We start from the raw sequence: 22,107 nt of genomic DNA, 5'->3' as shown, positions 1-22,107 counted from the left end.
AGAGGCGGAGAATCGTTCAGTCGACCGTGGCGTCGCCGGCGTATTGCGCGTCCGTTACCTTGTCGAGCCATGTCACGGCGCTGCCGTCGAGAGCTTCGGCGACAGCGAAGTGGACCATGGGCGTGTCGACGGCCGCGCCGTGCCAGTGCTTGACCAGCGGGGGAATCCAGACCACGTCTCCCGGACCGAAGGCTTCGCGCGGGCCCCCTTCCTTCTGCACCCATCCCTTGCCGGAGACGATATAGAGCGTCTGCCCGAGCGGATGGGTGTGCCACGCCGTGCGCGTACCGGCGGGAAAGGAGACGGTGGCGCCGCCGATGCGGGCCGGGGCGGTGCTCTTGTACGGGGTCGAAATCTCGACATTGCCGGTAAAGTACGCTTCGGGACCGCCCGTGGCGGCGGAGCCGGCTCGCGTCAGGGTGATATCGGCGTTTTCGGACTCGGATCTTTCAGACATGGCTTCGGCTTTCTTTTCATGGCGGGTGGCAAGCACGCGCTCCAGGACGGGAACGGCCGACATGGCCCGGGGCCAGCCGGCGTAAAAACCGAGATGGGTCAGAACCTCCGCAGCTTCCGTCTCCGTCAACCCGTTGTCCATGGCCCGGTTGGCATGAAATGGCAACTGTTCGGGCTGTCCGATGGCAATGAGCGCGGCCATGGTGACGAGGCTTCTGTCGCGGGGGCGGAGGTCCGGTCGTTGCCACAGATCGCCGAAGAGAACGTCGTTCGTCAGCGCGGCAAGGGCCGGTGCCGTCGGCGCGACCGTGGCGTCCACCGTCCGCCGGCGTGCGGCCTCGGCGCCCGCATCGTGCTCGATGCGGGCGGCGTCGCTTTCGCCGACCGGCGCGATGTTGCGGGCCTCGAAGACGGTCTTTGCTTCGGTGGCGGCGGAGATGGCATTCGGCCATCCCGTATAGAAGGCGAGGTGGGTGATCAATTCGCCGATCTCGCGCGGCTCGACGCCGTTGTCGAGCGCGCGGCCGACATGACTGCCGATCTGCGCGGACTTGCCGGTGGCGACCAGCGCGGCGACGGTGACGAGGCTGCGGTCCCGGGCCGCAAGCTGCGGGCGACGCCAGACGTCGCCGAAAAGCACGTCATCGGTAAAATGGCCGAGGCCCGGCGCGACATCGTAGACGGCGGCGGGTGCGACACGGGTCCGCCGGTTTTCCTCGGCCCCGACGCCGGTGGTGGCGAGGGCCGAAAGGGCGATGGTGGTGGCGATGGTCTTCAAGGGAACCTCCTGTCGATGTGGCCGCACCGGATGGCGGGAGGACGGTGCGGCATGAGGCAGGTAGGCGCCCGGGGCGGGAGGATTAGGCCCCGAAAACCGCATGGACCTATCCATTCCGGCCATGAATGCACATATGCGCAGGAACGACTTTGCGGCGTGTCGCCTTTGCGCCGCAAACACTTGGGATACGGGACCGCCGGAGTCGCGCGCGATCCTGCGCCGGAGAGGCGATTTGGTCTCTCGCGATTTCCGCGGAACCGAACAGCGCGATGCGGGTTCGGGAGTTTGACCGAAGCCGGGTGCCCGCTCCGAACGAGCGGCCACCAGAACCGGCACATGGAGGAAACGACAGAATGACGAGGAACGGGTGGTGAGTGAGGAAGCCGACATTTTCGACAAGGTCTTTCTCGTCGTGGAGGACGAGTATCTGGTGGCGGCGGATATTCTGGACGTGCTGGGCCGGGCCGGGGCCGATGTCATCGGGCCGGTGTCGAGCCTCGAGGGTGCCCTCAAGCTGGTGGACGAAGCCGAGCAGATCGATGCGGCCGTTCTCGACATTCATCTGCGCGGCGCGGAGGTCTATCCGGTGGCCGATGCCTTGTCGCTGCGAAACGTGCCCTTCGCCTTCCTGACGGCCTATGACCGGGGCGATCTGCCGGAACGCTTCCGCGAGGCGCCCTTCCTTCAGAAACCGGCCGATCCCGATGAATTGCTGCACCTCCTGAGCCGTTTGTAGATCGGCTCACAGACAGAGGATACGGGCCATGATCTCTCATGACACGCCTCCATCTCCGCTCCTGGCACCGAAAAGCGACGACCTGCTGCGGGTCGTCTTCGAAAGCGCCGTCGATTTCGCGATCTTCTCGCTCGACCCGGAGGGGCGCGTGACGAGCTGGAACACCGGTGCCGAGCGCGTGCTGGGCTTTACGGAAGCCGATATTCTCGGACAGTCGGGCGAGGTGATCTTCACGCCGGAGGACCGGGCGGCGGGCGTACCCGCGCTGGAGCGCGCGGAAGCCACGGCCCATGGCCGCGCGGAGGACGAGCGCTGGCAGATGCGCAAGGACGGGACGCGCTTCTGGGCATCCGGGCTGACCATGCCGCTCAGCGACGGGTCGGGCTTCGTCAGGATCCTGCGCGACAGAACGGAAGCGCATCTGGCCGGTCAGAGGCTGATGGAGAACGAGGAGCGATTCCGGCTGCTCGCCACCACGATCCCGCAGCTCGTCTTCCGGTGCCTCGCAGACGGGTCGCGCCTCTGGGGTAGCCCGCAATGGGTGGACTATTCCGGCCTCGACCAGCCGCAGAGCCTCGGGCTCGGCTGGCTGAATGCGGTGCATCCGGACGATCGCGCCGCGACGCTTTCGGCCTGGCAGGCGGCAGCCGGGACGGGCGAATGCTATGTCGAACACCGCATTCGCCGCGCCTCCGACGGCGCCTATCGCTGGCACCAGACGCGGGCGCTGCCGGTGCTCAGCGCGTTCGGCGAGTCGACGGGCGACTGGATCGGCACCATGACCGACATTCACGCCTTGCGCGCGATGAAGGATCGGCAGGACGTGCTGGTGGCCGAGCTTCAGCATCGCACGCGCAATCTTCTCGCCGTCGTCCAGTCGGTCGCCAGCCAGACGCTGCGCAGCAGTTCGTCGCTGGAAAGTTTCGGCGCCGAATTTTCAAGCCGGTTGCGGGCCCTCAGCCGCGTTCAGGGGATTGCCGCGCGGGCTGCGGACACCATTTCGCTGCAGGACCTGATCGAGGGCGAATTGCGGGCGCATGGTACCGCGTCCCGCATGGAGGCCGTTCATGCGGAGGGGCCGCCGGTCACGGTGCCGACGCCCGGCGTGCAGGCGCTCGGGCTTGCCCTGCACGAGCTTGCGACCAATGCCATCAAATACGGGGCACTCAGCCAGGAGACAGGCGTGTTGCGGATTTCCTGGACGCTCGAAGACGCGGCAGGCGAACGGGCCGTGCTCCTGGAATGGCGGGAGGAGGGCGTGAACATGCCGGGGGATGACGCGCCCCGCCGCAAGGGCTACGGCCGCGAACTCATCGAGCGGGCGCTGCCCTATCAGCTGAACGCGACAACCGAGCTGCAGTTTCTCGACCACGGCATCCGCTGCCTGATCCGGGTTCCGCTTCCCTGATCCGCCCGCGGCTCCCTTACATCGCGATGCGGGAGTGCGCGGTGCAGGTCTTGCCCGGCAAAAGCCGCCAGAGGGATTGACGCACGGCCGGCATCAGCCTGTCATGCCGCAAAGACGATGCAGGCGACGGATCGTGCCGCTCCTTGAGAGCACACGATCCGCCGCCTGTTTTTTTTCGAACCGGGAGACGTCGATGACGCTCCGGTCACAGCGCCGATCACACGATCAGAATATCGCCGTGGTGAAGATCGGCGACCTTCGTATCCGCCAGCACGACGCTGCCGCCGAGCCATGACAGGACTGCATCCGCACCGGACTGGACGAAATGCGAGAGTGCCGCATCCGCCGTCTTGAAGAGCGAGGCGCTGAAGAGAAGCGTGTCGTGCCCCTCCACACCCTTGTTGAAGTCGGTGATGACGTCGCGGCCAGAGGCGATCTTCGAGAAGTCGAACACATCGCTGCCGACCCCGCCGGACAGGCGGTCGTTGCCCGCGCCGCCGGACAATACGTCATTGCCGATGCCGCCGTACAGGTCGTCATCCCCGGCATCGCCGAAGAGCTGGTCGTTGCCGGTGCCGCCATGCAGCAGGTCGTTGCCGGCGCCGCCGCGAATGACGTCGTTGCCGGCTAGACCGAAGATGCGGTCGACGCCCGCCGTGCCGACCAGGTTGTCGTTACCGGCCGTGCCTTCGACATGGGCGGCATAGGTCTTGTCGGCAAACAGCAGCGTATCGAGCTTGGTGTTCGTGACGGTGTAGGTCGTCGGGACGAGCGAGCCGAACTCGATCCGCTCGACCGACGTCATTTCCTTCAGCCCGTACTGTCCCGACAGCCCCCGCATCACGAGCGTGCCGTCCGACAGGCGGATGGCCTCGTAATTGCCGATCGCCCCGGCCAGCTGCACGGTATCGGTGCCGTCGCCGCCGGCCACGGTGTCGTTGCCGGTGGAGAGGCTGAAGCGGTCGTTTCCGGCAAAGCCCTCGAGGAAGTCGCTGGCCTTGCCGTCACGCAGCAGGTCGGCCTGATCGGAGCCGAGGATGAAGGCCGGTGCCCCGAAATGACTGGAGGTATCGCGCGCTACATCCTCCACCCATGTCACGGGGCGCAGGAGATCGCTCAGTTGCGAGACGACGATCGCGCTGTCCTTTTCCATGATGGAAGCGAAGCTCGACCGGGCCATCGTCGCGAAGGCATCCGCGAAGAGGTTGGTGATATGCGAATTCCAGCCGCCGACGACGTTGAAGACGCTGGTCGGTCCGAACGGCGAGAGCGGATTGGCATAGAAGTCGTTGAAGAGGACCGTGTTGTCGTTCGAGCTGCCGAACTCCCGGTCCTTGTGGACGAGCGCTTCTGTGAAGCCCTCGATGATGCTGTCGGTCGATGTGCCCAGCGAGCGGTAGACGAGGTCGTTCTCGCCGCCGAAGTTCATGATCTTGTCGCTGTTGTCGTAGATGTTCGGCGAATCGAAACCGAAATAGTTCGCGGTGTCGTAGAAGCCGTCGGCCACGGCGGATGAACGTTCCGCCATGATGTTGGTCGCGCCGCCGCCGAGGCTGTAGCCGGTGACGACGACGTCCTCGCCGGTCAGGCCGTGGGCCGCGGCGAAGCGGGCGGCGGCCTCGAGGACGTAGACGAACTGATCGAGATACTGGCCCTTGGCGAGCGTCAGATAATCCGGCAGGTCGCCGATATCGCTGGTGCCGGCAAAGGAAATGCCGAGCCGCTCGATGTTTCCGCTGGTGCCGGTATAGGCGAGGATCTTCACCTGTGCGCTGAGCGAGGTGGATCCGTGAAAGAAGCCGAAACTGTCGACGTCATCCCCCGGAAGCTCCACATCCGCGGCCGTCAGGTCGTGCCAGCCCGCCGGCGGCGCGAAGTTGCCGCTCGTTCCCGTCAGCGTCGTTCCGAGCTCTCCCAAGGCTCCGAACGCGCGCAATTGTCCGTAACGCGCAAGGTTGAAGGCCTCCGACACCTCTGCGCTCGCGTCTCTTCCCTTGTAGTCGAATATTGCCATCGGCTCCTCCCGTTGACGTATACGTTAACGGAATCCAACTTACTCCTAATTCACGGCCTGCGAAAGTGCCTTGTGGTCGATCATGCGCCCTGCGTCCCGAGGCCGCATGGCAGGGGCCGACTGGCCTCTTCCTTTAAGCCGTCCATTGCTGCTTTGCCCCATGCGCAGCCGACAGCCGAACCTCCCCAGTTTTCGCCCCAGCAATACCAAAAAAAACCAATTCACAAATGGCATGACAATTCCTCCACAAGTTGCAGCTATTTATAAAATGTTTAATTTCAATGGATTATTGCAATCGTTAAAAATCGCTTGCGGAAGGGCTGGACGATTGGCCTGTTTTTGGTATTGTCCATCTCAGGAGCGAGCTCCAGCGGGATGCGGGCCTGCCGATGCCGCCGAACGATCTCAGGAAAGGGTCGTTCGACAGTGCTTCAGGGTTCTGCGATGGCTGGTTTGAGCTTCTGCGTCGCAGCGTGTTTCGGTCGTTTATGAAAATGAATTTCACGATTGTTCACGAAGACGGATTTTATGTTGACGAGTTCGCTGATCTGACACAGGCTGCGAAAATAAATTACGAAAAAACGGGGAGCAGGCCGAGATGAAGGTCGCGATGATCGGGCTTGGGTTTCGGCTGGGATATCTGGGCCGTATTTTCAGAGACATGGATCCGACCTTCGAGATCGTCGGTCACGTCGATCCCGCTCCGGCCGGCCTGCCGGGTCTCGAAGAGGCCGGCATTTCCGCCGGCAAGGCCTATGCGACGCCGCAGGAAATGATCGCCGCGGAGACCTTCGACCTCCTGATGGTCGGGTCTCCCAACCATCTGCATCTCGAGCATATCCGCATCGGGCTCGAAGCCGGGCTGACGGTGTTCACCGAAAAGCCGATCGTCGTCACCATCGAGGAAAGCCTCGAACTCGCGCGTCTTCTCCATCGCCACGGCCACGACCGGCTGCTGGTCGGCCTCGTGCTGCGCTATTCACCGCTCTATCGCGATTTGCGCCAGGCGCAGGCCGAAGGCCGGCTCGGCGAGATCGTGTCGATCGAGGCGTCCGAGCATATCGAGCCCTATCACGGCGCCTTCTTCATGCGCGACTGGCGCCGCTATGGCCGTTATGCCGGTGGCTTCATGCTGGAAAAGTGCTGCCACGACCTCGACCTCTACAATGGCGTGGTCGGCGCACGTCCGCGCTACGTCTCCTCCTTCGGCGGCCGCAAGAGCTTCACTCCCGCCAACGACCCGCGCAACGAAGGCGCCAACGACATGGAAGTCTATCACCGCAAGCCGAGCGGCTGGGAAGGCTCCGACAAGGTGTTCGACAGCGATGGCGACCTGATCGACTATCAGACCGCGATCGTGGAATACGAGAACGGTGCCGCCATGACCTTCCACACCAATCTGAACGTGCCGGACCAGTTCCGCCGCTTCTGCGTCATCGGCTCCAAGGGCATGGCGGAAGGGGATTTCGTGCGCGGCTATCTCGATGTGCACAGCGCGCGCAACAACGAGAAGGTTGTCGCCAAAACCTATCAGGCACCGTCCGAGATGTCGCATCATTATGGTGCCGACGAGCAGATGGCCGAAGACGTTTACAAGTTCGTCACGGAAGGGCAGGCGCTGCCGGTTTCGGCGCTGAACGCCATCGAGGCGGGCATTCTGGCGCTGGCGATGGACGAGGCACGGTTTGCGCGCAAGGTGGTCGATCTCGCGCCGGTCTGGGCCGAATACGATGCCTGCCTGCACGGCACGACGGCAGCGTCATCCGCACCGCAGACCAAGTCTGCTTGAGAGGATAGGTCATGGACGCCAAACGAAGCACCGTTCTCTTCGCCTGGCTCCTGATGGCGCCGGCCATTCTCTACGTCACCGTCATCGTCGCCTATCCGCTGGTGGATACGTTCATTCTCTCCTTCACGGATGCATCCCTGAAGAAGACGACGAACTGGGTGGGCTGGGCCAACTACAGCAAGATCTTCAACGCCACCTTCGCCGAAGTCATCATCCGCACCTTCATCTGGACGTTCTTCTCGGTGTCGCTGAAGATGATCATCGGCACGTTCGGCGCCTCCATGCTGAATGCGGCCGTGCCCGGCCGGGCGCTCTTCCGCGTGCTGACCATGCCGCCCTGGATCGTGCCCATGGCCATCGGCATCTTCATGTGGGGCTGGATGTATAACGGCCAGTTCGGCATGATTTCCGGCCTGCTCCAGCGCTTCGGCCTGTCCGACAGCCCGATCGCCTTTCTCGCGCAGGGTTCCACCGCCTTCTGGGCGACGGTCATCACGGATGTGTGGATCGGCGTTCCCATGGTCACGCTCTATATGCTGGCGGCCATGCAATCGATCCCGCAGGACCTCTACGAGGCCGCCTGGACCGATGGTGCCGGCCGGTTCTACCGCTTCCGCCGCATCACCCTGCCGCTGCTCGTACCGTCGATGATCACGATGTCGATGATCTCGCTCATCTCGACCTTCAATTCCTTCGACATCATCTGGATCCTCACGCGCGGCGGGCCGACCGGCGAGACGACGACGATGATCATCGACACCTACCGGACGGCGATCGGCTCCAACAAATACGGGGAGGGCGCGGCGCGGGCGGTTCTCATCTGCATCTTCCTGTCGATCTTCTGCGTCTTCTACTTCCGTATGACCAGCCGCCTTTCCGCCGGAGACAAGCGATGAAAGAGCCGTCCATCCTGATCAACCGCTATACCTGGTATGAGATCGTCGGGATCTATGCGGGCATCCTGGTCTTCCTGACCTTCCTGCTCGCGCCCTTCGTCGAAGGCTTTCTGGTGTCACTGAAGCCGCTGAGCCAGCTGTTCTCCTCACCCTATCGCTTCATTCCGGAAAACGGCTCGTTCGAGGCGTACCGCACCATGTGGGTCAGCGTTCCCGGCTTTGCGCGCTACATCTTCAACTCGCTGTTCATCTCGAGCGTCGTCACCATTGTCGTGTTGATCCTCGTGGTGCCCGCGGCCTATGCCTTTGCCCGTTTCGAGTTCAAGGGCTCGGGCCAGCTCCTCGGCGCCTTCCTCGCCGTCAATATGTTCTCCGGCGCCGTTCTGCTCATTCCGCTCTTCCGCCTGATGCGCTCGCTCGGCGTTCTCAACACCTATTTCGCCATGATCGTGCCTGGCGTCGCCTTCCTCATCCCCACGGCCATCTGGCTTCTGCGCACATACATGATGCGCATCCCCAAGGAGCTGGATGAAGCCGCTTTCGTGGATGGCGCCAGCCATTTCTACACGCTGCGCCGCGTCATCCTGCCGATCGCAATGCCCGGCATCGTCGTGGTGGCCATCACCACCTTCATCGGCTCCTACGCGCAGCAGTTCATCTACGCGCTCACCTTCAATTCGAAGTCCGAATATGCGCCATTGCCCGTCGGGCTGTTTGCCTATTTCGGACGTCAGGAAGTCGTCTGGAACGAGCTCATGGCGGCGAGCTTCGTCGGCATTGCGCCTGCCATGATCATCATCTTCTTCCTGCAACGCTATCTCGTCAGCGGCCTGACCGCCGGCGCGGTGAAACAATAAGACCAACCACCAGAGACCAAACGGGAGCATAAAACATGACATTTCACGTCAAAACCGGGCTGCTGGCCCTGTCGCTGCTCGGCTCGACCGCGCTCGGCCTGCTCGGCACCGCTGTGACAGCACAGGCTGCCGATCAGGAAATCAGCTGGATCTATTGCGGCGACAAGATCGACCCGATCCACGAGAAGTACATCAAGGAATGGGAAGGCAAGAACGCCGGCTGGACCGTCAAGCCCGAACTGGTCGGCTGGGAGCAGTGCCAGGACAAGGCAACGACGCTGGCGGCTGCCGGTAACCCGGTCGGCATGGCCTATGTCGGCTCGCGCACACTGAAGGAATTCGCCGAGAACGACCTGATCGTTCCTGTGCCGATGACGGAAGACGAGAAGAAGAGCTACTACCCCAACATCGTCGACACGGTCACCTTCGACGACAACCAGTGGGGCGTGCCGGTCGCCTTCTCGACCAAGGCGCTCTACTGGAACAAGGAGCTCTTTGAAAAAGCCGGCCTCGACCCGGAAACCCCGCCGAAGACCTGGGCCGAAGAGATCGCCTTCGCCAAGCAGATCAAGGAAAAGACCGGGATCGCCGGTTACGGCCTTCCGGCCAAGACCTTCGACAACACCATGCACCAGTTCATGCACTGGGTTTACACCAATAACGGCAAGGTCATCGATGGCGACAAGATCGTCATGGACAGCCCGGAAGTTCTGGCCGCCCTGCAGGCCGTCAAGGACATCACGCCCTACTCCGTCGAAGGTGCGACCGCCTACGAGCAGAACGAAATCCGCGCCATCTTCCTCGACGGCAAGGCCGGCATGATCCAGTCCGCCTCCGGTGCCGCGGCGCTTCTCAAGAAGACCAACATGAAGTGGGGCGTCGCGCCGCTGCCGCTCGGCCCTTCGGCCAAGGGCGAAGGCACGCTGCTGATCACCGACAGCCTGGCCGTCTTCAAGGGCACGGGCGTCGAGGAAAAGGCGATCGAGTTCGCCAAGTTCATCACGTCGCCCGGCCCGCAGGGCGAATACGAACTGCAGGGCGGCGCTGGCCTCACCCCGCTGCGTCCTTCTGCCAAGGTTGACGAATTCGTCAAGGCCGATCCGTCGTGGAAGCCGTTCATCGACGGCATCGCCTTCGGTGGTCCGGAGCCCCTGTTCAAGGATTACAAGGGCTTCCAGAACGCCATCATCGAAATGGTGCAGTCGGTCGTGACCGGCAAGGCCGAACCGGCAGATGCTCTGAAGAAGGCTTCGGCCGCGATCGAAGAGTACAAATAAGCCAGTCCCTGCCTGCGGTCGCGACGGTCTGTGCCGCCGCGACCGCACCTTCCCGGGCGCGGGTCTGGTCCCTCTGTGCCGACCCGCCGCCCTTTGTTTATTCCTGACCAACGCCGCCCGCTTCGGCGACCGGAGACCGATGTGATACAGCTCTTCCTCAACAAGGTGCAGAAGTTCTACGGCGACTTCGAAGTGCTCAAGGGCGTGCAGCTCGAGGTCGTCAACGGCGAGTTCGTCGTCTTCGTCGGCCCGTCCGGCTGCGGCAAGTCCACGCTCCTGCGCATGATCGCAGGGCTCGATTCCACCTCGAGCGGCGATATCATCATCGACGGCGTGCGCGTTAACGACCTGCCGCCGGTCAAGCGCGGCATCGCCATGGTCTTCCAGTCCTACGCGCTCTATCCGCATATGACGGTGTTCGAGAACATCGCCTTTCCGCTGCGCGTTGAAAAGATGGAGGAGAGCAAGCTCAAGGCCAAGGTCGAGAACGCGGCGCGCATCCTGCACCTCGAACAGCGTCTGCAGCAGAAGCCGGGCATGCTGTCGGGCGGCCAGCGCCAGCGTGTCGCCATCGGGCGCGCCATCGTGCGCGAGCCCAAGATCTTCCTGTTCGACGAGCCCCTGTCGAACCTCGACGCGGCCCTGCGCGCCGATATGCGCATCGAGCTTGCCAAGCTTCACCGCGAACTCAATGCGACAATGATCTATGTGACGCACGACCAGGTGGAAGCCATGACCATGGCCGACCGCATCGTCGTTCTGAATGCCGGCGATATCTCGCAGGTCGGCGCGCCGCTGGAGCTCTACCACAAGCCGAAAAACCTCTTCGTCGCCGGCTTCATCGGCAATCCGAAGATGAATTTCGTGCCGGTCACCTGCACCGCCGTCGGCCCCGCCGGCGTCACGGTCGAATATCAGGGCCAGGCGGTTACGATTCCGGTCGCCAGCCGTGCCGATCTCGTCGGCCAGCCCCTGACGCTCGGCATCCGCCCCGAGCACACGATGCTGACCCCCGGCGACCTTAACATCCCGATCATCCCCTCGGTCATCGAGCGGCTCGGCATCAACACGGTCGGCTATTCCAGCCTCACGGACGGCACGCCCTATTGCGTGCTCCTGCCCGGTTCCGCACCGCTCGCCGTGGAACAACCCGTCTCGACCGGCATCATGGCGGCCGATTGCCATCTGTTCGAGGCCAATGGCGAGGCGCTGGAGCGGACGGTGGACTGGCGGAACCTCGAGATACCCGCGGCTATGACGGCGGCTTGACGGTATTTGGGGGTCGGTAAAGAAAGACCCTCTCTGCCCTGCCGGGCATCTCCCCCACAAGGGGGGAGAAAATCCTGGGCTGGCGGCGCAATGCCACAAAAGGACGCCTCAGATTAATACTGAGTGCGAGCCGCGAGTCTTCTCCCCCTTGTGGGGGAGATGCCCGGCGCGGCAGAGAGGGTTTTTCTTGCTTAACCCCTCACCACACCAGCCCGCGCGCCGCAACATCCTCGACGCGCGTCACCACGCCGTCGCGATGAAACGTCATGACGTCGAACAGGTTCGACACCACGCAGGTGTGGTTCGGCACGATCCGCACCTTGTCGCCGATCTCGGGCCGGGGGCCGGTCACGCGTGACAGGTCCACGACGCCATGCTCTTCCGACAGGCCGGTGATGACCGCGTCCGGGTAGTCCACGATCAGGCCGTAGTCCGAAAAACCGAGCAGATCCGAGGTCAGCGCCTTGGAGCCGGCATCGAGGACCGCGCGGCCGGGCGTCGGGCGGGCGACGACGGTGGCCAGCACCTGCATGGCGCAGTCGTCGAGCGTGCAGTGGCCGGAGCGGGCCATCGCGCGGTCGTTGTAGACATAGGTGCCGGCGCGATGTTCGGTGGCGGACGAAACATGGTGGGCGGAGAAGAGGCTCGGCGTTCCCCCGTGGCTGACGATCGGGCAGGGGATGCCGAGGGCCTTCAGGCTGGCGATCGCGCTTGCGAAGAAGGCCTCCACGGTCGCTTCGTCATGGGCCTTGGGGTAGGTCAGCAGGCCGGCAAAGGTGAGGCCGTCGGCAGAGGCGATCGCCTGCGCCAGGGCGACCGCGGCCGCCGGGTCCTGCACGCCGCAGCGTCCGGCGCCGGTGTCGCATTCGACGAGCACGGCAAGCGGCTTTGCGCCGGCAAACCGGGCGGAGAGGCCATCGACCGTTACCATGCTGTCGGCCACCACCTTGAGGCTAGCGATCCGGTCGTTGAGCGCCTTCAGCCGGTCGCGTTTCTCGGGTCCGAGAATGTTGAAGGTGATCAGGATATCCTCAAAGCCGGCGTCCGCGAAAACCTCGGCTTCGGTGATCTTCTGGCAGTTGATGCCGCGCGCGCCGGCGGCTTCCTGCGCCTTGGCGATGGCCGGGATCTTGTGGGTCTTGATGTGCGGTCGGAAGGCGAGGCCGTGGCTGTCGAGATAGGCCTGCACACGGGCGATGTTTGCGGCAAGCCGCACCTCGTCGATAAGGGGCAGCGGCGTCGATAGCGACAGGATGGACTGGCCGACCTGCGGCCGGGGCGGGGTGGTCATCGGCGTCTCTCCCGGTTGTCTCATGTTCGATGATGCGTCGTCTTCTGCCGGTTGCCCGCGGTTTGCGCAACGGGCTCTCGGATCGGCAAATGCCGCCCTATCCTGCATCCAAGCCCAACGGGGCAAGCCCATGCGGGTCCTCGACGATCGGCCAGATCGCGCGCGGCGCGCGGCGATAAGGCGTGTTTGCCGGGTCGTTCGGGTAGGGCGAGCCGGCCGAGCAGTAGAGGATCTCGGAGGCGATCTTCGAGAAGGCGGCATAGAAATGGTTGGTGGATTTGATCACCAGCAGATGCTTCGTCGTCGGGTCGATGCCGAGCGCGGTGAAGAGCGACGGGTCGTAGCTCTGGACGCGCACCGAGCTCAGGATGATGTCGATGCCGTCGAGGTGGATATGCGCCGCGTCGCCGAAGGGCGCGACGCTCTCGCCGAAGCGCATTTCGGCATTGCGCACGACCCGCCTGACGGTCACCAGCCCGTCGATCGGGCTCCCGGTGCCGGGCGCGGATTTCGCGCCGAAGCGGAGCGGGATTTCGGCGCCTGTGCCGGCGGCAAGGCAGATCTGCACGGCGATCGGATCCCAGATCATGCCGAGGGCGACGTTTTCTACGCCACGCGCGAGAAGCGCCGCAAGGATCACCGTCGCGTCTCCCGCCGTGCCGCCGCCCGGATTGTCCCACATATCGGCAATCACCACGGGGCCGCGCGGGTTGGCGAGCGCCCGGTCGATCGCTTCCCCCTCGTCGATCTGCGGCATCATGAAGGTTCCGCGCCGGGAAAACAGCTCGAGACCGAGGTCGCGCGCCAGCCGCTCGCCCTTTTCAAGCTGTCCGTCGGTGATGGCGATGGTTTTCGTGCCCATCTCCGGCACGTCGCCGGCCATGAAGCCATGGATGACGGAGAGCGACAAGATCTCGGGATCGTCCGCCTCCATCCGCATCAGCCGGTCCACGAAAGAGCGCATCGGCTCCCGCGAGGTCGGGAAGACATCGATCATCCGGCAGTCGAACACGGACATGACCGGCTTCACGCGGCCCTCCAGCGTGTCCACCGCGATCCGCCAGAGGTCTTCGGCGCGGGCGACGAAGTCGGTGTGGGGAAACTCCTTGAAGACGACGAAGAAATCGACGGCCGCGACGCGTTTTGCGGTGAGGTGGCTATGGGGATCGATTTCGGCGCAGACGAGGACATCCGGGCCGACGATCGCGCGGATGCGCGTCAGAAGATCGCCCTCCGGATCGAGATAGCCGTCGGCCACCATGGCGCCGTGCAGGCCCATGACCACACCATCGACGGGCATAGCGGCCCTCAACTGGTCGAGGATCTCGTCGCGCAGGCTCTCATAGGCCTGCCGGTTGACGAGGCCGGCGGGGTCCGCCCAGGCGGCGGTGCCTTCGATCAGCGTCCAGCCCTTCTCCGCACAGACCTTTCGTCCCACGGTGATGGGGGCGGTGCAGAGCGTCGGGGTTTCCGGATGCTCGCCTGGCGCTGCGTAAAGAGACGCCTCGAAGGCGCGGCGGTCGATGCAGATCGGCGCGAAGGTATTGGTTTCCGTGGCGAGGGCGGCGGTAAAGAGACGCAACGGGCTAGGCCTTCCGCAGGTTGGCAGGGCAGGGTGCGGGATCTGCGCACCGCCCGGATCGGTTGTCGCTCAGGCCGGGTTCGGCAGGTAACCGGTGAAACCGCAGATCTTCCAGCGGCCCTCATGCAGGCGGCAGGTATAGAGCGTCTGCCACTGCATCACGTCGAGGCTGCCATCGGTCTTGCGGATGCCGCCCTGGAATTTCTTGCGGGCAAGCGCGGTTTCGCCTTCGACCTCGATCTGTTCCAGCGTCGTCGTCGCGAAGATCGCCTGCCGCGGGTCTTCGCCATAGGTCTGGCCCTGGAAGTCGCGGGCCTGCTTCAGCCATTCGTCGCGGTAGGCGGCGAGCGACGGGAAGGCGAGGCTCCAGTCGTCCGGGTTCGGCTTGTGGTTGCCGCTGATGGCGAGAAAGCCGTCCTCGACGAAATCGCCCGAGACCATCGACCAGTCCGCAGCGAGAAAGGCGTCGATATCGCGGGGAACCAGCATCTCCCAGATGGAATGGCGGGCCACATCGCTCGTGGGAAAGGGATTGGCATGAGGATCACGCATAAGAGGGCCTTCGGTCTAAATTATTTTCATGGAAGCGCGAAAACTCTGGTCAAGTTCCGTTTTCTATGGTCCATTGTCAATCATCGACGAAAATAATTTGCACGAGGGCCGCGATGACCATCAAGCGATATGGCGCTGAAAAAGCCGGTGCCGGTGGCCAGAGACTGCCTTTCGCCCGCGCCGTGGAGGCCGCCGGCTGGCTGCACGTCTCCGGCCAGGTGGCCATGGAAGACGGCGAGATCATTCCGGGCGGCATCGTCGAGCAGACCCACAAGACCATCGCCAATGTGCTCGCCATTCTGGACGAAGCCGGCTACGGCGTCGAGCATGTCGTGCGCTGCGGCGTCTGGCTGGACGATCCGCGCGACTTCTGGACGTTCAACAGGATCTACCAGTCCACGTTCGGCGAGCATCCGCCGGCGCGGGCCTGCGTTCAGGCATCCATGATGGTGGATTGCAAGGTCGAGATCGACTGCATCGCCTACAAGGCGCCGGTCTGACGGACCGCGGTACCGGTCGCGTCGAAGGGCTTGAGGGGAGGCGGGATGGATATCTTCACGACGATCCAGGAAGGCCGGGCACAGTTTTCGCCATCCGAGCAGCGGATTGCCGATATTCTCCTCGGCGACTTCGAGTTTGCGGTCAACGCCTCCATCATCGAGCTTGCCGAACGGGCGGAAGTGTCGCCGCCGACCGTTACCCGCTTCTGCCGCAATGTCGGCTGCCAGAGCTTTTCCGATTTCAAGGTGAACCTCGCGAAGACCGCCTTCATCGGCGTGCGCTACCTCAATCCCGAGGCCAAGAGCACCGAGCCGAAGGATGTGGCGGAGGATGTGATCACCAAGGCGCAGAACGCGCTGTTCATGATGCATCGCGCGCTCGATCCCGCGCTGCTGGACAAGGTGGCCGACCGCATATCCCGCGCCGAGATGGTCTATACGTTCGGCTCCGGCGGCAATTCCTCGATGATCGCCACCGAGATGCAGAACCGGCTGTTCCGCCTCGGCTCCCGGGTGACGGCCAGCAACGATCACAATATGCAGCTGATGCTGACGGCCGCCGCGCGCACCAACGATGTCATCGTCGGCTCGTCCTTCTCCGGCCGCAATCAGGACCTCGCGCGCTGCTTTGCGCTTGCCCGCGAAAACGGCATCACCACCATCGCGCTCACGCAATCGGACAGCCCGGTGGCGCGCGCGGCCGAACTGGTCGTCGGCATCGACCTGCCGGAGGGGGCCAACATTTTCCGCCCCACCTCCACCCGTTTCGCCTTCCTGGCCGTCGTCGATGTGATCGCGAGCCTCGTCGCCTATCGCAACCGCAAGCTTTCCACCGTGACGCTGCGCCATATCAAGCAACAGCTGGTCGAACACCGCGACGGTGACGACCGCCAGATCCTCGGAGACTGACCATGCCGTGCACCTCTGCCCACGTGAGAGAGGGCCGCCGATGACCCGCTCGGTTGCCGTCGTCACGGGCGCGGCCGGCGATATCGGCCGTGCGATCGCCGCCCGCCTGTCCGAAAGCCATGATGTCGTCGTTCTGGTCGATATCGATGCGACGGCGCTCGACGCGGCTGCGGGCGCCCTCGGCTCCTCCGACCGCTTCGCGACGATCGTCTGCGACGTCACCGACGAGGCAAGCATCCGGTCGATGGCGCAGGCCACGGCCGGCCTCGGCCTCGTGCGCACGCTGGTCAACAATGCGGGGGCTGCGCGCGCCGTCAGCCTGCACGATACGGATGGCGCCATCTGGCGGGCCGATGCGGCCCTTAATCTGGAAGCGCCGTTCCTGGTGTTCCGCGCGCTGGAAGCAGCGCTGAAGGCGACGCAGGGCGCGGTGGTCAATATCGCCTCCGTCAACGGCCTCGCCGTGTTCGGCCACCCCGCCTACAGTGCGGCCAAGGCCGGGCTGATCCACCTGACGCAGTCGATTGCCGTGGAATACGGCAAGTTCGGCATACGCGCCAATGCGGTCGCTCCGGGCACGGTGCGCACGCAGGCCTGGGAGGCGCGTGCGCGCGCCAACCCGGAGGTTTTCGAGGATGTGAAGCGCTGGTACGCGCTGCGTCGCATCGCGACGGCGAACGATGTGGCCAATGCCGTCTTCTTTCTGGCCGGCGAGCAGGCGCGCGCCATCACCGGCGTGTGCCTTGCGGTGGACTGCGGGCTGACGGCCGGGCAGGCCGAGCTGGCGCGGACGTTTTCGCAATCCGACCATTATTGACATCACGACCGTCCAGAAGGGAAACCACCATGGCAAAGGCACATGATTTCCGGCTCGAGAACAGCTGGCACCCGATCGAGGGAGAAGACTGCGGCGGCTTCGTCTTCACGCTGTTCAACCTGTCGGACGCGCCCATTTCCGGCTTCAAGCTGGCCTATACGTCGCTGACCCGCGTGATGGACGATCCCGCCTGCGACAATGCCACCTTCCTCATGCGCAACGCCAATTTCCACCAGTTCGCCCCGCCGGAAGGCTTCGTGCTGGCGCCGGGCGGCTGCTGGCGCTTCACCGTGTCGGGTCTATGGCGTCCGGCCAAGCACCGGACAGATGGCGCGAAGTCCGCCTATCTGACACGCGCCGACGGTGTCCATGTGCCTGTCGATGTGGATGACCTGCTTCTGGGCGGACGTCCGGCCGAGCCCGCACCGGATTTGCTGCCGAAGGGCGCGGTGACGGAACCGTTCTACCTACTTCCCTGGCCGAAGGCGGCCAGCTTGACGGCTGGCGATGCCGTGCCCGTCGCGCTCTATCCTGCGGAGGGGACGGGGGTCGAGGATCTGAAGGCGGTCACAACGGTCATTGCGCTCTACCGGCGCCTGTTCAGCGTCGGGCATGTGCCGCTGTCGCTCGCGCCGGTCCATGAAGGGCGCGCGCTTCGGTTCCGGCAGGCCGAAGATCTCGGGGCCGAGGGCTACAGGCTGGACTTCGGCGATGTCGTCACGCTTACGTATGGTGGCGCTGCCGGCCGGCAGTACGGGCTGACGGCGCTTGCCCAGATGCTGCACGGGACGCGGACGGAAAAGGCCCTGTTCCGCTTTCCCGCGGCCGGCGAGATCGCGGACGCGCCGCGCTATGTCTGGCGCGGCTGCCATCTCGACGTATCGCGGCAGTTCTATCCGGTCGCCGATGTCATCAGGCTGATCGACATTCTCGCCTGGTACCGGATGAACGTGTTCCACTGGCATCTCTCGGACGACGAAGCGTGGCGGCTGGAGATCAAGGCCTATCCGACGCTGACGACGCTTGGTGTGCTGCGCGGCCCGGACGAGCCGATGCTGCCGCAGCTCGGCAACGGCGCCAAGCCGGTCGGCGGATTTTACTCGCAGGACGACGTCAAGGAGATCGTCGCGCATGCCTTGGCGCTGCATGTCGAGGTCGTGCCGGAGATCGACATTCCCGGCCACAGCACGGCGACGCTGGTCGCCCTGCCGGAGCTTGCCGACGGGCAGGAAGCGCCCGACAGCTACCGCTCCGTTCAGGGCTTTCCCAACAATGCGCTGAACCCGGCGGTCGAGGACACCTATGTGTTTCTCGGCAAGGTGTTCGACGAGATGGTCACGCTCTTCCCCTCGGAGCTTCTCCATATCGGCGGCGACGAGGTGGCTTCCAACACCTGGATGGCCTCGCCGCTCGCGCGCAAGCTGATGGCGGAGGAGGGCGTCGAGGGCACGTTCGGGCTGCAGAGCTACTTCATGAAGCGGATCCAGCAGATGTTGGCGGCACGCGGCCGCCGTCTCGCCGGCTGGGACGAGGTCTCCCATGGCGGCGGCGTCGATCCCGAGGGGACGCTGCTGATGGCCTGGCAGAAGCCGGAGGTCGGCGTGGAGCTGGCACGCCAGGGCTATGACGTGGTGATGACGCCGGGGCAGGCCTATTATCTCGACATGGTGCAGGACGAGGCCTTCCAGGAACCGGGCGCGAGCTGGGCCGGCACCGTGCCGCCGCAGCACACCTATACATACGAGGCGGTCGGCGATTTCCCGGACGCGCTGCAGGCCCGCATGCGCGGCGTGCAGGCCTGCATCTGGTCGGAGCACTTCCTCAACCGCGACTATTTCAACCACCTGGTTTTCCCCCGGCTCGCGGCGATTGCCGAAGCCGCGTGGACGCCGCGGGAGCGCAAGGACTGGCAGCGTTTTGCAGCTCTGGCGCCGTTGAGCCCTAAGCTTTAGGAAAAAACCCTCTCTGCCCTGCCGGGCATCTCCGCCACAAGGGCGAGAAGACCTGGGGCTGTCCTCCCTTTCCTTCAGCAGATGTTGAAGGGTAAAGTGATGGGCCGACCGCGAGTCCTCTCCCTCCTTGTGGAGGAGATGGCCGGCAGGCCAGAGAGGGTTTTCCTTCCTTTCTTCTTCCTTCTTTCTCCCGCCCAATCCGAAACCCACCCAGGGGCCAGACATCATGACCTTCCGTATCGCCGTCGGCGGCATCCATACCGAGTGCAGCACCTCTTCCCCGGTCCTGATGCGGCCGGAGGATTTTCGCGTGCTGCGCGGTCCCGATCTGCTGTCGGCCGAGACGTTCTCGTTTCTGCCGAACCCCGATGTCGCGCTGCTGCCGCTGCTTCATGCCCGCGCCGTACCGGGCGGGCCTCTGGCGCGGGACACCTATGAAGGGTTCAAGGCGGAATTCCTCGATCTGCTGAAGGCGTCCCTGCCGCTCGACGGGCTCTACCTCGCCATGCATGGCGCGATGAATGTCGAGGGCATGGACGATGCGGAGGGCGACTGGATTTCGGCGGCACGCAGCGTGGTCGGCCCGGATATTCCCGTGGCCGCGAGCTACGACCTGCACGGTAACGTCACCCAGCGCATCATCGACCAGCTGGATATCTTTGCGGCCTACCGCACCGCGCCGCATATCGACACGCGCGAAACCATGGTGCGGGCCTGGTCCATGCTGGTGAAGACGCTGCAGACGGGAGAAAAGCCCGGTGTCGCCTGGGCGCCGGTACCGGTGCTGCTGCCGGGCGAGCGCACCTCGACCGAAGACGAGCCGGCCAAAAGCCTCTACGAGGCGCTGTCGCGGCACGATGCGGTGCCGGGTGTGTGGGACGCGAACCTGATGGTCGGCTATGTCTGGGCCGACGAGCCGCGCGGAACCGCCTGCGCCGTCGTGACCGGAACCGACAAGGCGGCGGCGGAAGCGACGGCTGCCGACATCGCGCGATCCTACTGGGATGCCCGCGAGGCCCTCCGCTTCGGCCCCGTGACCGGGCCGCTCGAGGAGATGCTGGATATCGCTCAGGCGAGCGAAACGCGGCCCGTCATTCTCGCGGATTCCGGCGACAACCCGACGGGCGGCGGCGTAGGCGACCGGGCCGATGTGCTCAAGGCCCTGATCGCCCGCGATTTCCAAGGCGCCGTCATCGGCGGCCTGACCGACCGGCCGGCCGTGGAGGCCTGCTTTGCGGCGGGCGAGGGCGCGACCCTGTCTCTGCGGATCGGCGGGGCGCTCGATCCCGCGAGCCCCTCCGTCGAGGTTTCCGCGACCGTCGTCCGGCTGGATGACACCGGCGTCGCAGGGGCGCGGCAGGCAGTCGTTACGGTGGGCGGCATCACGGTCATTCTCGCGGCGCGCCGGCGGCCCTATCACGATATCGCCGACTTCACCCGCCACGGCATCGACCCGGCGAGCGTGCGTCTGCTCGTGGTCAAGTCCGGCTATCTCTCGCCGGAGCTTGCGCCCATCGCCCGGCCGAACCTGATGGCGTTGACGGATGGTGTCATCAATCAGGATATCGAGCGTCTGCCCAATGAGCGGCGCCGGCGGCCGTCCTATCCGTTCGATCGGGATTTCGTTTATGTGCCCCAGCCGACGTCGTCCGCCCGCTGGGCGTAGGCGCCGTCTGCATACCTGAAAATCGTCTGCAACGGCGCTCTCCGCGCCGTTGTTTCTGGTATAGAACATCCCGCATCCTCGCAGTTCCGGCGATGTGCCGTCTCTCCAGCTGGGCCGATTCGCGCCCTGGTGATCCCATGAGTCTCTCGATCGCGACCGCCCTGCGGGATCCGTCGCTGCGCGTCAGCGCGCTTGCCATCTTCTTCTTCGGGTTTTCCGGAGCGGCGACCCAGCCCTACCAGTCAATCATCGGCATTCGCGAACTCGGCTTGACCGACGGCGGCTATGCCAGCCTGATGTTTGCGGCCGCCGCCGTCAGCGTGACGGCAAGCGTGCTCATGGGCATCTTCGCCGATCGGCTCGGCGATTATCGCACCTCCATCCTCTATGTCGCGCTGTTCGGCATTTCCGGCTTCGCGCTCGTCTATCTCTCCGCGACCATCACGGCCTTCGTCATCGCCAAGCTCGTCCTGCTGCCCGTCTTCGGCGCGCTGAATTCGCTGATCTTCGCCAATGTGCGCGCGGCGTCGGCCGAGCTGTCGCAGTCGCAGCTCGTGGCGGTCAACGCGACGATGCGCGCCACGATCTCGCTGTCCTGGGTGCTGGTGCCGGGCATCGTCGGCATCGCGCTGGCGGGCTCGCAATCCATGCTGCCGGCCTATCTCATCGCGGCGCTGGCCGCCGGCGTCTGCTTCATCCTTGCGGCCTTCTATCTGCCGCGGCCGCTGCCGCTCGGGGACCGCGACGATGTCGCGCGCTACCGGGTGCTGGCATCGCTGCGAGAGGTCGTCTCTCCGCGCGTCGCGCTGCGACTCCTCGCCATAGCGCTCATCTGCTCCATGCTGTTCGTCAACGATGCGGTGCGCTCTCTCATCATCACCGGCAAGGCCGGCGGTACGGTGCGCGATATCGGCATCGTCGTCGGCATCGTGGCGCTTCTGGAAATCGTCTTCATCCTGTTCTGGAGCGCGGCCGAGCGGCGGATCACGTCGCTGCGCTCGCTGGTCATCGGCGCCACGCTCTATGCCGTCTACATGGCGCTGCAGGGCATGGCGACGCAGACCTGGCATATCTACGCCCAGACGATCATCAGCGGCATCGCGGCGGCCGCCATCATCAGCCTGCCGATTACCTATCTGCAGGATCTCATCGCCGATCGTCCCGGCCTCGGCAGCTCGCTGATCGCCGTCAATATGTTCCTCAGCGCCGGCATCAGCGCCGTCGTCTTCGCCGCCGGCACGCGGCTCGGCGATTACGGCTTCACGTCCATCCTCGGCGGCTTCATCGGCCTTGCGGGCGTCATCCTGCTGGTGGTGCTGGACGGGCGCAAGGGCCGGCCGAAGGCCTGATCCGCACCT

General features: G+C 64.6%; 18 protein-coding genes. 13 read left to right on the top strand and 5 right to left on the bottom strand.

Features of this window, described 5'->3' with window-relative positions:
* Positions 1 to 16: 16 nt before the first annotated feature.
* The gene (locus LRX75_RS10035; RefSeq protein ID WP_231813925.1) at positions 17 to 1,234 is read right to left on the bottom strand and encodes a (R)-mandelonitrile lyase; all 1,218 of its coding nucleotides are present in this window, start codon (positions 1,232 to 1,234) and stop codon (positions 17 to 19) included.
* A 370-nt stretch (positions 1,235 to 1,604) separates the two neighbouring features.
* Between LRX75_RS10035 and LRX75_RS10030 the strand changes: the two genes are divergently transcribed.
* Together LRX75_RS10030 and LRX75_RS10025 are read left to right on the top strand one after the other, a co-directional pair.
* Positions 1,605 to 1,970, top strand: a complete 366-nt coding sequence (locus tag LRX75_RS10030; RefSeq protein WP_162743018.1) for a response regulator — start codon at positions 1,605 to 1,607, stop codon at positions 1,968 to 1,970.
* Positions 1,971 to 1,998: 28 nt separating this feature from the next.
* Positions 1,999 to 3,378 (top strand): sensor histidine kinase, encoded by a 1,380-nt coding sequence (locus tag LRX75_RS10025; protein WP_231813923.1) that lies wholly within the window; start codon positions 1,999 to 2,001, stop codon positions 3,376 to 3,378.
* A gap of 217 nt (positions 3,379 to 3,595) precedes the next feature.
* Here LRX75_RS10025 and LRX75_RS23280 read toward each other — a convergent pair whose 3' ends face one another.
* Entirely contained in the window at positions 3,596 to 5,392 is a 1,797-nt protein-coding gene (locus LRX75_RS23280; protein ID WP_269456137.1) for a calcium-binding protein, read from the bottom strand.
* A gap of 598 nt (positions 5,393 to 5,990) precedes the next feature.
* On the opposite strand from LRX75_RS23280, the gene LRX75_RS10010 reads away from it, so the two are divergent.
* The 5 genes from LRX75_RS10010 (at position 5,991) to LRX75_RS09990 (ending at position 11,480) form a co-directional block, all read left to right on the top strand.
* On the top strand, positions 5,991 to 7,181 hold the full coding sequence (locus tag LRX75_RS10010; RefSeq protein ID WP_231813921.1) for a Gfo/Idh/MocA family protein: 1,191 nt from the start codon (positions 5,991 to 5,993) through the stop codon (positions 7,179 to 7,181).
* 11 nt (positions 7,182 to 7,192) lie between these two features.
* Positions 7,193 to 8,077 (top strand): carbohydrate ABC transporter permease, encoded by an 885-nt coding sequence (locus LRX75_RS10005; RefSeq protein ID WP_113151075.1) that lies wholly within the window; start codon positions 7,193 to 7,195, stop codon positions 8,075 to 8,077.
* The gene (locus LRX75_RS10000; protein ID WP_113151074.1) at positions 8,074 to 8,934 is read left to right on the top strand and encodes a carbohydrate ABC transporter permease; all 861 of its coding nucleotides are present in this window, start codon (positions 8,074 to 8,076) and stop codon (positions 8,932 to 8,934) included. The genes LRX75_RS10005 and LRX75_RS10000 overlap by 4 nt, the downstream gene beginning before the upstream one ends.
* A gap of 35 nt (positions 8,935 to 8,969) precedes the next feature.
* The gene (locus LRX75_RS09995; protein ID WP_231813919.1) at positions 8,970 to 10,211 is read left to right on the top strand and encodes an extracellular solute-binding protein; all 1,242 of its coding nucleotides are present in this window, start codon (positions 8,970 to 8,972) and stop codon (positions 10,209 to 10,211) included.
* Between the two features lie 141 nt (positions 10,212 to 10,352).
* The gene (locus LRX75_RS09990; protein ID WP_338110301.1) at positions 10,353 to 11,480 is read left to right on the top strand and encodes an ABC transporter ATP-binding protein; all 1,128 of its coding nucleotides are present in this window, start codon (positions 10,353 to 10,355) and stop codon (positions 11,478 to 11,480) included.
* Positions 11,481 to 11,679: 199 nt separating this feature from the next.
* Here LRX75_RS09990 and LRX75_RS09985 read toward each other — a convergent pair whose 3' ends face one another.
* The 3 genes from LRX75_RS09985 to LRX75_RS09975 all read right to left on the bottom strand — a co-directional run bounded on the left by LRX75_RS09985 (position 11,680) and on the right by LRX75_RS09975 (position 14,905).
* Positions 11,680 to 12,771, bottom strand: a complete 1,092-nt coding sequence (locus tag LRX75_RS09985) for a D-TA family PLP-dependent enzyme (protein WP_231813917.1) — start codon at positions 12,769 to 12,771, stop codon at positions 11,680 to 11,682.
* 97 nt (positions 12,772 to 12,868) lie between these two features.
* Entirely contained in the window at positions 12,869 to 14,353 is a 1,485-nt protein-coding gene (locus tag LRX75_RS09980; RefSeq protein ID WP_231813916.1) for a M81 family metallopeptidase, read from the bottom strand.
* A 69-nt stretch (positions 14,354 to 14,422) separates the two neighbouring features.
* Entirely contained in the window at positions 14,423 to 14,905 is a 483-nt protein-coding gene (locus LRX75_RS09975) for a hypothetical protein (RefSeq protein WP_231813914.1), read from the bottom strand.
* Between the two features lie 113 nt (positions 14,906 to 15,018).
* On the opposite strand from LRX75_RS09975, the gene LRX75_RS09970 reads away from it, so the two are divergent.
* From LRX75_RS09970 to LRX75_RS09945, 6 genes are all read left to right on the top strand, one after another.
* Positions 15,019 to 15,405 carry a RidA family protein gene (locus tag LRX75_RS09970; RefSeq protein ID WP_231813912.1) on the top strand — a complete coding sequence of 129 codons (387 nt, stop codon included), beginning with the start codon at positions 15,019 to 15,021 and terminating at the stop codon, positions 15,403 to 15,405.
* Between the two features lie 45 nt (positions 15,406 to 15,450).
* Positions 15,451 to 16,314 (top strand): MurR/RpiR family transcriptional regulator, encoded by an 864-nt coding sequence (locus tag LRX75_RS09965; RefSeq protein ID WP_231813910.1) that lies wholly within the window; start codon positions 15,451 to 15,453, stop codon positions 16,312 to 16,314.
* Between the two features lie 40 nt (positions 16,315 to 16,354).
* Complete coding sequence (locus tag LRX75_RS09960; RefSeq protein WP_231813908.1) at positions 16,355 to 17,131, top strand: SDR family oxidoreductase; 777 nt, start codon at positions 16,355 to 16,357, stop codon at positions 17,129 to 17,131.
* Between the two features lie 29 nt (positions 17,132 to 17,160).
* Complete coding sequence (locus LRX75_RS09955) at positions 17,161 to 19,083, top strand: beta-N-acetylhexosaminidase (RefSeq protein ID WP_231813906.1); 1,923 nt, start codon at positions 17,161 to 17,163, stop codon at positions 19,081 to 19,083.
* Between the two features lie 226 nt (positions 19,084 to 19,309).
* The gene (locus LRX75_RS09950) at positions 19,310 to 20,749 is read left to right on the top strand and encodes a M81 family metallopeptidase (protein ID WP_231813904.1); all 1,440 of its coding nucleotides are present in this window, start codon (positions 19,310 to 19,312) and stop codon (positions 20,747 to 20,749) included.
* A 137-nt stretch (positions 20,750 to 20,886) separates the two neighbouring features.
* Entirely contained in the window at positions 20,887 to 22,098 is a 1,212-nt protein-coding gene (locus tag LRX75_RS09945) for an MFS transporter (RefSeq protein ID WP_231813902.1), read from the top strand.
* The last annotated feature ends 9 nt before the right edge of the window (positions 22,099 to 22,107 follow it).

This window comes from Rhizobium quercicola (genome assembly GCF_021168455.1).
Classification (GTDB): Bacteria; Pseudomonadota; Alphaproteobacteria; order Rhizobiales; family Rhizobiaceae; genus Ferranicluibacter; species Ferranicluibacter quercicola.
The sequence above is the reverse complement of the archived record's forward strand: the minus strand, read 5'-3'. Positions and strand labels throughout refer to the sequence as shown.

Bases quoted from the DNA above. Each gene is read 5' to 3' on its own strand.
- LRX75_RS09945 (WP_231813902.1), top strand. From the start codon at position 20,887: ATGAGTCTCTCGATCGCGACCGCCCTGCGGGATCCGTCGCTGCGCGTC.
- LRX75_RS09970 (WP_231813912.1), top strand. From the start codon at position 15,019: ATGACCATCAAGCGATATGGCGCTGAAAAAGCCGGTGCCGGTGGCCAG.
- LRX75_RS09975 (WP_231813914.1), bottom strand. From the start codon at position 14,905: ATGCGTGATCCTCATGCCAATCCCTTTCCCACGAGCGATGTGGCCCGC.
- LRX75_RS10005 (WP_113151075.1), top strand. From the start codon at position 7,193: ATGGACGCCAAACGAAGCACCGTTCTCTTCGCCTGGCTCCTGATGGCG.
- LRX75_RS09960 (WP_231813908.1), top strand. From the start codon at position 16,355: ATGACCCGCTCGGTTGCCGTCGTCACGGGCGCGGCCGGCGATATCGGC.
- LRX75_RS09985 (WP_231813917.1), bottom strand. From the start codon at position 12,771: ATGACCACCCCGCCCCGGCCGCAGGTCGGCCAGTCCATCCTGTCGCTA.
- LRX75_RS10010 (WP_231813921.1), top strand. From the start codon at position 5,991: ATGAAGGTCGCGATGATCGGGCTTGGGTTTCGGCTGGGATATCTGGGC.
- LRX75_RS09965 (WP_231813910.1), top strand. From the start codon at position 15,451: ATGGATATCTTCACGACGATCCAGGAAGGCCGGGCACAGTTTTCGCCA.
- LRX75_RS09955 (WP_231813906.1), top strand. From the start codon at position 17,161: ATGGCAAAGGCACATGATTTCCGGCTCGAGAACAGCTGGCACCCGATC.
- LRX75_RS10025 (WP_231813923.1), top strand. From the start codon at position 1,999: ATGATCTCTCATGACACGCCTCCATCTCCGCTCCTGGCACCGAAAAGC.
- LRX75_RS23280 (WP_269456137.1), bottom strand. From the start codon at position 5,392: ATGGCAATATTCGACTACAAGGGAAGAGACGCGAGCGCAGAGGTGTCG.
- LRX75_RS10000 (WP_113151074.1), top strand. From the start codon at position 8,074: ATGAAAGAGCCGTCCATCCTGATCAACCGCTATACCTGGTATGAGATC.
- LRX75_RS09995 (WP_231813919.1), top strand. From the start codon at position 8,970: ATGACATTTCACGTCAAAACCGGGCTGCTGGCCCTGTCGCTGCTCGGC.
- LRX75_RS09950 (WP_231813904.1), top strand. From the start codon at position 19,310: ATGACCTTCCGTATCGCCGTCGGCGGCATCCATACCGAGTGCAGCACC.